Annotated in this window: 7 protein-coding genes; all 7 read left to right on the top strand. The window is 65.3% G+C overall.

Translation table 11 applies throughout. The annotated features are described in order from the left end of the window. The first annotated feature begins 659 nt into the window (after positions 1-659). Entirely contained in the window at positions 660-1,436 is a 777-nt protein-coding gene (locus WMO66_RS06475; protein WP_349135581.1) for a TIGR00282 family metallophosphoesterase, read from the top strand. Beyond that, positions 1,429-2,499: a metallophosphoesterase family protein gene (locus WMO66_RS06480; protein WP_349135582.1), complete on the top strand. Its 1,071-nt coding sequence runs from the start codon at positions 1,429-1,431 to the stop codon at positions 2,497-2,499. The genes WMO66_RS06475 and WMO66_RS06480 overlap by 8 nt, the downstream gene beginning before the upstream one ends. Continuing rightward, entirely contained in the window at positions 2,496-4,667 is a 2,172-nt protein-coding gene (locus WMO66_RS06485; RefSeq protein ID WP_349135583.1) for an ATP-binding protein, read from the top strand. Before WMO66_RS06480 ends, WMO66_RS06485 begins: the two co-directional genes overlap by 4 nt. Positions 4,668-4,670: 3 nt before the next feature. After that, a complete protein-coding gene (locus WMO66_RS06490; RefSeq protein ID WP_349135584.1) occupies positions 4,671-5,465 on the top strand; it encodes a TatD family hydrolase in 795 nt (264 codons plus the stop codon). Continuing rightward, a complete protein-coding gene (locus WMO66_RS06495; protein ID WP_349135586.1) occupies positions 5,450-6,148 on the top strand; it encodes an SDR family oxidoreductase in 699 nt (232 codons plus the stop codon). The genes WMO66_RS06490 and WMO66_RS06495 overlap by 16 nt, the downstream gene beginning before the upstream one ends. 124 nt (positions 6,149-6,272) lie before the next feature. Continuing rightward, entirely contained in the window at positions 6,273-8,021 is a 1,749-nt protein-coding gene (locus tag WMO66_RS06500; RefSeq protein WP_349135587.1) for a Na/Pi cotransporter family protein, read from the top strand. Positions 8,022-8,472: 451 nt separating this feature from the next. Continuing rightward, positions 8,473-9,678 carry an ABC transporter ATP-binding protein gene (locus tag WMO66_RS06505; protein WP_349135588.1) on the top strand — a complete coding sequence of 402 codons (1,206 nt, stop codon included), beginning with the start codon at positions 8,473-8,475 and terminating at the stop codon, positions 9,676-9,678. The last annotated feature ends 37 nt before the right edge of the window (positions 9,679-9,715 follow it).

Raw genomic sequence — 9,715 nt, forward strand, 5'->3', positions numbered from 1 at the left:
ATTGCGTCTGTAGCGGCGGTCACTGCGCAGCCGTTGGCGGCTTTGCCGCCTTACGGATGCGGCGTCCCCTTTACGGGGAGTGACCGCCTTGTACAGGGACATTTAACCGCAGGAGGGCGCTGGTGCACCTCGCGCTTCCCTGACGTGTCATTGCGAGGAGCGAAGCGACGTGGCAATCTCGCAGCACCAAGTTGGATAACAGGAAAGCCATCGGCGAAATCGTGAGTGCCTTCCCGAGATTGCCGCGTCGGCCTGCGGCCTCCTCGCAATGACAAACCTTCGGCATTCACCGTTTTACTGACAGCCTGTTTCTTACGCAGGTGCAGCGCCGGGCCCGGCTGTCCCCTCCCCTACAAGACGCGTGCGTCCGGCACGACTTTCCGTTTTCCTGTTGTGCTTTGCGGCGTTTTTCGATATAATAGAAAAGGAGGAACACAGATTGTCAAAATAACGCTCAGCTGAAAGTTACGGAGGGAAGGAAAGTGTGAAAGGAAACCGTCAGGGTGTCCTTTCGCGTTTGATCCCCCGCCGCAGCGGCAGAATTGCAAAATCATGCTGCAAAATTTGATTTTGCAATTCGGAAAGGCCTCAGCTTGGCGAAAAGTCCGAAAGGACTTTTTTGACAAGCTGAGGACAATGTCCGGAAAGGAGATCCTGCGATGGAACGAAACATTCTGGCGGTCGGCGACGTGGTCGCGCCCGCCGGTGTCAAATATTGCAAGGCGGCGCTCCCGCGGCTGCGCCGGGAGCTGTCGGTCGATTTCTGCGTTGTGAACGGTGAGAACGCCGCCGTGCTGGGCATGCTGCCCGCGCAGGCGGAGGAGCTGCTGAGCGCCGGGGCCGACGTCATCACCATGGGGAACCACACCTGGGGCAGGCGTGAGCTCGTGCCCTATCTTGAGCGGTCGCGCGAGGTGCTGCGCCCGGCGAACCTGCCGCAGCAGCAGCCCGGCCGCGGCTGGGGCGTGTTTGAAACGCCGTTCGGCGACGTGGCCGTCATCGACCTCATCGGCCGGTGCGGCATGGACTACACGCCGGACAACCCCTTCCAGCTCGTCGAGCGCATCCTGCGCAAAATTCAGACAAAGCTCATCCTTGTGGAGCTGCACGCCGAGGCCACGTCGGAAAAGCTGGCCATGGGCCGGATGCTCGACGGGCAGGTCAGCGCCGTCTGGGGCACGCACACCCATGTGCCGACGGCGGACACGATGATCCTGCCGCAGGGCACGGGCTATGTGACGGACCTCGGCATGACCGGCCCGCGCGATTCCGTGCTCGGCATCCGGCCGGAGCTGTCCATCCGCCGCTTCCGGGGCGATCTTCCCAACCGCTATGAGCCTGCGCCCGGCCCGTGCAAGCTCGAGGCCTGCCTGTTTACGATCGACGACGCTACCGGCCGCTGCACGGCCGTCAGGAGGGTGGATATCCATGGTTAAGCTGCTGCATGCGGCGGATCTGCATCTTGATTCCGCCTTTTCGGCCCTGCCGCCGGAGAAGGCCGCCCAGCGCCGCGCCGAGCAGCGGCTCGTGCTCGAGCGTCTGACCGTGCTGTCCGAGGGCTGCGCAGCCGTGCTGCTGGCGGGCGACCTGTTTGACAGCGCCCGTGTCTACCGCGACACGCTCGAGGCGCTTCGGACCGCGCTGGCGGCCTGCCGCTGCCCCGTTTTTATCGCGCCCGGCAACCACGATGCTCTGCTGCCCGGCTCGCCGTACCTGGAAAACGGCTGGCCCGAAAACGTCCATATCTTCCGCACGGCGGAGCCGGAGCGCATCAGCCTGCCGGAGCTCGACATCTACGGCGCGGGCTTCCTGCGCGCGGAGATGCCCGCCATGCTGGACGGCTTCCGCGCCGCGGACCCTTCGCGTCTGAATATTCTCGTCCTGCACGGCGACGCCGAGAACCCGGCCTCGCCCTATAATCCCGTTTCCCCCGCCGAGCTGGCGGCCTCCGGGCTGGATTATGCCGCCCTTGGCCACATTCACCGCCGCGGCGAGCGGCGCGACGGCGGCACGCTGTGCGCGTGGCCCGGCTGCCTGATGGGCCGGGGGTTCGACGAATGCGGCGAGAAGGGAGCTCTGCTCGTTTCGGCCGAAAAGGGCGCCTGCCGCACGGAATTTGTGCCCTGCGGGGCGCGGCGCTATGAGCGCCTTTCCGTCCCGGCCGGAGAGGATGCGCTTGCCGCCGTCCGCGCGGCCCTGACGCCGGAGCTCGAGGGCAGCTGCTGCCGCATCGAGCTGACGGGTGAGGCGGCCCCCGTCGATCTTGCCGCCCTGCAGGCGGCGCTGGAGCCGCAGTTTTTCAGTCTGGACCTGCGTGACCGCACGCGGCCGAAGCAGGACCTTTGGGAGGCCTGCGGCGAGGACACACTGCGCGGTCACTTCCTCGACGGACTGCACGCGCAGTTTGAGACCGCAGAAACAGACGAAAGGAGGCAGGTCGTCGCGCGCGCTGCGCGGCTCGGCCTTGCCCTGATGGACGGACGGGAGGTGCCGCTGTGATCCTGCTGCAATTACGGGCAAACTTCGGCAAGCTGCACGGCACGCTGACCCTGCATGAGGGGCTCAACGAGCTGTGCCTGCCGAACGAAGCCGGGAAATCGACGTGGAGCGCCTTCCTGCTGGCGATGCTCTATGGCATCGACACGCGTGAGCGCGCCACGCGGGAAAACCAGAATCTGCCCGCCAAGGAGCGCTACCGTCCGTGGGACGGCAGCTCCATGGAGGGCGCGATCGACCTGATCTGGAACGGCCGCGCCGTCACGATCGAGCGGCGCTCGCAGGGCAGGACGCCCATGGGCGTGTTCCGCGCCTATGAGACGGAGAGCGGCACACCCGTGCCGGAGCTGACGGCCGAGAACTGCGGCCGCATGCTGTGCGGCGCGGAGCGGAGCGTGTTTGAGCGAACGGCCTTCGTGCGGCAGCTCGGCATGGCCGTTTCGAGCGACGCCCAGCTCGAGCAGCGGCTGAGCGCCCTTGTCACCACCGGCGAGGAAGGCCCGTCGGCCTCCGCGCTGGAGAAGAAGCTGCGCGACCTGAAGAACAAATATACCTACCGCACCGGTCTGCTGCCCCGGCTGCAGGCCCGGCGGGACGAGCTGCAGGCACAGCTTTCCGCCCTGCGCGCCGCACAGGCAGAGGCCATGGATCTGAGCGCCGCCTGTGCCGGGGCCGAGGCCGCGCGCAGCCGCCTGCAGGACCTTCGCGCCCGTATCGAGCGGGCGCAGGCTGCCCGTCGCCGCGCCGGTCTGACGGAGCTGCAGGAGCGCGAAACGGCACTTGCCGCCCGCTGCGCTGCGCTGGCGGAGCAGACTGCGGGGCTTCCGGATGAGCAGATGCTGCAGCTCCTGGCCCGCAGTCTGGAGGACGCCGCCGAGCGCCTGCAGACGGCCCAGCTCGACGCCGCCATCGGCGTGAAGCTGCCGGAAAAGCCTGAGGACCTGCCCGGCTTTGCTGGCTGCGGCCCGGATGAGGCCGCGCAGCGCGCGCGGGACGTACAGGTGCAGTGGAACGTGCTCCACGCCGTCCGCGTGCCGAAAAAACTCCCGATCCTGCTGCCGTGCGCCGCCGCAATGCTGGCGGGCGCGGGGCTGTGCTTTGTTTCGCTGCCCATCGGCCTTGCCGTCGCCGGAGCTGGGCTTGCCGCCTTCGTCCTCTCGCTGGTCCTGCTGCGGAGGAAGGCTGCGCAGGCCGAGCGGGCCGCCGAACAGGCCGAGGACCTGCTCCGGCCGTTCGGGACGGACGATCCCGCCGCGCTCTCCGGGCTTGCCGCCCGGCAGGGGGAGGCCCGCACGCAGTGGCAGCAGGCCCGGCAGGCTGCGGAACGGCAGCAGCGGCTGCTGGAGAAGGCCGTGACGGCCCGGCAGGCGGAGCTGAACGATCGTATCGGCGCGGTCGCCCGCTTTGCGCCCGGCACGCAGGGTCTCCCCGCGGCGCGCAGCGCGCTGCGGAACGCCCGGCAGCTGCAGGAGGCCGCCGCGGCCGCGAACCGCGAGCTTGAGTCCCTGCACCGGCAGATCGCAGCCATGGCCGACATCGTCGGCAGCGCGCCCGCCGATGCTGCGCCGGACGAAGAGGCGCTGCGCTATGATCCCGCCGACATCAGCCGCCGCCTCGAGCAGGCCGACGAGGCGCTTGCCTCGCTCCGCGCCCGGCTGGCACACAAGCGCGGGCAGATCTCCGCGCAGGGAGACGCCGTGCGCATCGAGGCGGAGCTGGAGCAGCTCGGCCGCCGGATCGCCGACGCCGAGGAGGCAAACGCCGCCGTGGAGCTGGCGTCCGAGGCCCTGCGCCGCGCCGACGAGACGCTCCGCGCACGTTTTTCACCGCAGATCACGGCCGAGGCGGGGCATATTCTTGCCGAGCTGACAGAAAATAAGTATCCCCGCGTGCTGCTGGAGCCGGACATGCATCTGTCCGTGCGCGAGGCGGACGGGCAGGTCATGCGTCCCGCCGCCGCCATGAGCTGCGGCACGGCGGATCAGATGTATCTTGCGCTGCGGCTGGCCATGTGCCGCCGTCTGCTGCCGCCGGATGCGCCGATGGTGCTCGACGACGCGCTCGTAAACTTTGACCCCGTGCGCACCCGCGCCGCCCTGCGCGTGCTGCGGGAGGAGCCGCGGCAGATCCTGCTGTTCACCTGCCGCCCGCTGACGCAGGAGGAGGAATGACCCATGTATTTTGATTCGCACGCCCATCTGGACGACGCGCATTTTGACGGCGACCGCGCGGCCATTTTGGACGATCTCAAAAACCACGGCGTGACCATGGTGATGAACGTCGGCTGCGACCTGCCGTCCTCGGAGCGGTCTGTGCATCTGGCGGAGCAGTATCCGTTCCTCTATGCTGCCGTCGGCAGCCACCCGGACGACGCCGATCATGTGGACGGCGCCCTGCTTGCCCGCTACCGCGCCCTGTGCGCCTCGCCGCGCGTGCGCGCCATCGGCGAGATCGGGCTGGACTATCATTATGAGGACGTGCCCCGCGCGCAGCAGCGCGTGGCCTTTGAAAAGCAGCTTTCGCTGGCCGAGGAGCTGGACCTCCCCGTCATCGTGCACGAGCGTGAGGCGCACGGCGACGCCATGGACATCCTGCGCGCCCATCCGCGGGCGACGGGCGTCTTCCACTGCTTCTCCGGCTCGCCGGAAATGGCGCTGTGGCTCGTCGAGCGCGGGTGGTACATCGGCTTTACCGGCGTTGTGACGTTTAAAAACGCCCGCCGCGCCGTCGAGGCCGTGCAGGCCCTGCCGCTTGACCGCATCCTGATCGAGACGGACTGCCCGTATATGGCTCCGGAGCCGTACCGCGGCCGCCGTAACGACAGCCGCTATGTGCCGCTCGTTGCGGCGAAGATCGCGGCCCTGCGCGGCCTGACCCCGGAGGAAGCGGGCGCGCTGACCGCCGCCAACGCGCGGCGGCTGTTCCGCATCCCGGACGGAGAGGAGGCGAGCGCATGCGTCACGCCCTGATCACCGGCGGCAGCCGGGGCATCGGCGCGGCCGCCGTGCGCGCCTTTACGGCCGCTGGCTACGCCGTGAGCTTTTTCTATGAAAAAAACGACGCGGCGGCAGCCGCTGTCTCGGCCGAGACAGGCGCAGAGGCCGTCCGCTGCGACGTGGCCGACGCGCAGGCCGTGCTGGACGCCGTTTCGTGCCTGCCGGAGACGGACGTGCTCGTGAACAACGCGGGTATCTGCCACTACGGCCTTATCTCGCAGATCACGCAGGCACAGTGGGACCGGCTGTTCGCCGTGAACGTCGGCGGCATCTATCACTGCGTGAACGCCGTCCTGCCCGCCATGCTGCACAGGCAGAGCGGCTGCATCCTCAACGTCTCGTCCATGTGGGGGCAGGTCGGCGCATCGTGCGAGGCGTGCTACTCCGCCACGAAGGGCGCGGTGCTCGCCCTGACGAAGGCGCTGGCGCAGGAGCTCGGCCCGTCCGGCATCCGCGTCAACTGCGTTTCCCCCGGCGTCATCCTGACGGACATGGTCGCAAACGTCGCGCCGGAGGTGCTTGCGGAGCTGGCACAGGAGGCACCGCTCGGTAAAAACGGCACGCCGGAGGACGTGGCACGGGCCATGGTCTACCTCGCCGGGGCCGAGTTCGTCACGGGTCAGAACCTGCCGGTGAACGGCGGCTTTGTGCTCTAAGGAAGCTCTGAATCCGGAATTCCGGAAAATGGGCCTTGACGTGCTCCGTTTTCTGCGATATAGTGTAATTGGTGCGGTAGGGCCGTACCTTTCCGAATACAGATAGAAAGTAGAGAGTTTCCCTATGACAGTGCTTCTGAAGGTCTTCACTCTGCTCGGCGGGCTTGCGTTCTTCCTCTATGGCATGAACGTGATGTCCGGTGGACTGGGTAAGCTGGCAGGCGGCTCGCTGGAGCGCTCCCTCAAAACGATGACGAAGAACCGCTTCGCGGGCATGGCGCTCGGCGCGGTCATCACCATCGCCATCCAATCCTCGTCCGCTATGACGGTCATGCTCGTCGGCCTGGTCAACTCGGGTATCATGCAGCTCGGGCAGACAATCGGCGTCATCATGGGCTCGAACATCGGCACGACGCTCACGCCGTGGATCCTGTCGTTGTCCGGCGTGAACGGCACGGGCTGGATCCAGCTGCTCAAGCCGGAGAATTTCTCCCCGATCATCGCGTTCATCGGCGTTGTGCTCATCATGATGTGCAAAAAGCCCCGCAAGCGCGACATCGGCAAGATCTTGGTCGGCTTCGCCGTTCTGATGTACGGCATGACGCTCATGGGAAGCTCCGTTTCCGGCCTGGAGGATTCCGCGGCCTTTACGAGCATCCTGACGGCGTTTGAGAACCCGCTGCTCGGCGTGCTCGTCGGCGCCGTCGTCACGGGCGTGATCCAGTCCTCCGCCGCCTCCGTCGGCATCCTGCAGACGCTGGCCGCCACGGGCCAGATCTCCTATGGCATTGCCATCCCGATCATCATGGGCCAGAACATCGGCACCTGCGTCACGGCGCTCATCTCGTCCATCGGTGTCAACAAGAACGCCCGCAAGGTCGCCGTCGTGCACATCACGTTCAACCTCATCGGCACGGTGGTGTGCCTGTGCCTGTTCTACGGGCTGCACGCCATCTTCCATTTCGCCTTTGTGGCCACGCCAATCAACGCCGTCGGCATCTCGGCCGTGCACACGATCTTCAACCTCTTCACCACGGCGCTGCTGTGCCCGTTCACGAAGCAGCTCGAGCGCTTCGCCAATTTTGTCATCCGCCCCTCCAAGAAGAAGGAGACCTACGCCTTCCTCGACGAGCGCCTGCTCGGCACGCCGTCTATCGCCGTCGGCGAGGCCAGCGACATGACGGTCAAAATGGCGACTCTCGCCCGCATGACGATTCTCTCGGCCATCAATATCTGCCAGAGCTACGACGTCAAGGTGGCAGACGAAATTCTGAAGCACGAGGACGAGCTGGACCTCTACGAGGACAAGCTCGGCACCTTCCTCGTCAAGCTCTCGAGCCGCTCGCTGTCTATCGCGGACTCGCGGAAGGTCTCGAACATGCTGCACACCATCGGCGATTTCGAGCGTCTGGGCGACCATGCCGTCAACCTGCGCAAGACGGCTGAGGAGATCCACGACAAGCACATCGTTTTCTCCGAGGATGCCGTGAAGGAGCTGCAGAACCTGACGAACGCCCTGACGGAAATTCTGGAACTGACCATCGACGCTTTCAGCGAGCACAACCTCGAAATGGCGCGCCACGTCGAGCCGCTGGAGCAGGTCATCGACTGCCTGATCTCCGCCGCCAAGTCGACGCACGTCGAGCGCCTACAGAGCGGCAAGTGCACGATCCAGAACGGCTTCGTGCTCAATGACCTGCTGACGAACTACGAGCGCGTGTCCGACCACTGCTCGAACATCGCCGTCTCTCTCATCGAGACGAGCGCGGGCAGCTTCGACACGCACGAGTATCTCTCCGAGGTCAAGGAGGGCGGCAGCAAGGACTATACCGACCTCTACCACGCCTATACAAAGAAGTACGCGCTGCAGTAAGCGCATAGGACCGGGACACGCCGCAAGACGTGCCCCGGTTTTGTGTGTGCCGGCCCGACAGGGCCTGTAGCGGCGCACACTGCTTTCGTTAACCCGGTACGAGCCGCCGGTGCGTCACCGTGCCGGCCTCTTTCCTTGCTTGGTTCTCTCCATTTCCTATCTTTTCCGCACTTTTTGCGGGATGTTAAACGTTTTCGTCATGGTGCACAAATTATGGGTCCACTTTTTGGCGGTTCAATGCATTGCGGAGCGCGGCAGGATATGCTACAATTTATGGTATTAAGGTAGGCGTCGCTACTCCACCCCGTTAGCGGCGGACCGCCGGATAAGGAGGAATCACCCACCGCAGGCTTGCGGTGCGGCAGTGTGGAGACCTGCCGTAATGCATCCGCGCTTCGCGCGCCGATGTGAGGTCCGGGCAAGCGGAGGCTCCCGGATCAGAGCCGGTAGCATGGCAAATGTTACGCTGAAAAACATCAAAAAGATCTACCCCAACGCCGACACGAAGAAGAAAAAGAAGAAGAAGGAGCACACCTCTGACGAGCCGAAGGCCAATCTTCAGATCACGGACGAAGGCGTCGTCGCCGTTCAGGAATTCAGCCTGGACATCGCGGACCGTGAGTTCATCGTTCTCGTCGGCCCGTCCGGCTGCGGCAAGTCCACGACGCTCCGCATGATCGCCGGTCTGGAAGAGATCACGGACGGCGAATTGTACATCGGCGACCGTCTGGTGAACGACGTGGCCCCGAAGGACCGCGACATCGCCATGGTCTTCCAGAACTATGCTCTGTACCCCCACATGACCGTGTATGAAAACATGGCATTCTCCCTGAAGCTGAAGAAGGTCCCGAAGCAGGAGATCGACAAGAAGGTCCGCGAGGCCGCCGAAATTCTCGGCATCACGGAATACCTCGACCGCAAGCCGAAGGCCCTGTCCGGCGGCCAGCGCCAGCGTGTCGCCATCGGCCGCGCCATCGTCCGCAATCCGCAGGTCCTGCTGATGGACGAGCCGCTGTCCAACCTCGACGCCAAGCTTCGTAACCAGATGCGCGCTGAGATCATCAAGCTCCGCTCCCGCATCAACACCACATTCGTCTACGTCACCCACGACCAGACGGAGGCCATGACGCTCGGCGACCGCATCGTCATCATGCGCGACGGCTTCATCCAGCAGATCGGCACCCCGCAGGAGGTCTTCAACCATCCGAAGAACCTGTTCGTCGCGGGCTTCATCGGCACGCCGCAGATGAACTTCTTCCCGGATGCCAAGCTGACTGTGAAGGACGGCAAGTACGTCGTCGAGCTGCTCGGCAAGTCCATCGTCCTGCCGGAAGACAAGCAGGCCGCCCTGCGCGCCCGCAAGCAGCCGGAAGGCACCGTCACCGTCGGTGTCCGTCCCGTGCACCTCTCCCTGCATCAGGAGGGCTTCCCCGCAACGATCGACGTCTCCGAGATGATGGGCAGCGAGATGCACCTGCATATGACCGTCTCCGGCCACGATGTCATTGCCGTCATCCCGACGGCCGGCCTCAGCCTCGACGATGTCCGCGCAGGCGGCACGGCGCACTTCACGTTCGATCCGGAGCTTATGCACCTGTTCGATCCGAAGACGGAAGAGAACCTCTTCCCCGTGGAAAACAGCAAGGCGAAGGTCTGATCCAGATAGCCTCAAGCGGGCGGCTCATGCCGCCCGC

The sequence above is a fragment of the Faecousia intestinalis genome, assembly GCF_040096185.1.
GTDB lineage: Bacteria > Bacillota > Clostridia > Oscillospirales > Oscillospiraceae > JAZOXB01.

What these genes read in the sequence shown, in the direction of transcription:
- WMO66_RS06475 (WP_349135581.1), top strand. Translation starts at nt 660, where the DNA reads ATGGAACGAAACATTCTGGCGGTCGGCGACGTGGTCGCGCCCGCCGGT.
- WMO66_RS06480 (WP_349135582.1), top strand. Translation starts at nt 1,429, where the DNA reads ATGGTTAAGCTGCTGCATGCGGCGGATCTGCATCTTGATTCCGCCTTT.
- WMO66_RS06490 (WP_349135584.1), top strand. Translation starts at nt 4,671, where the DNA reads ATGTATTTTGATTCGCACGCCCATCTGGACGACGCGCATTTTGACGGC.
- WMO66_RS06495 (WP_349135586.1), top strand. Translation starts at nt 5,450, where the DNA reads ATGCGTCACGCCCTGATCACCGGCGGCAGCCGGGGCATCGGCGCGGCC.
- WMO66_RS06500 (WP_349135587.1), top strand. Translation starts at nt 6,273, where the DNA reads ATGACAGTGCTTCTGAAGGTCTTCACTCTGCTCGGCGGGCTTGCGTTC.
- WMO66_RS06505 (WP_349135588.1), top strand. Translation starts at nt 8,473, where the DNA reads ATGGCAAATGTTACGCTGAAAAACATCAAAAAGATCTACCCCAACGCC.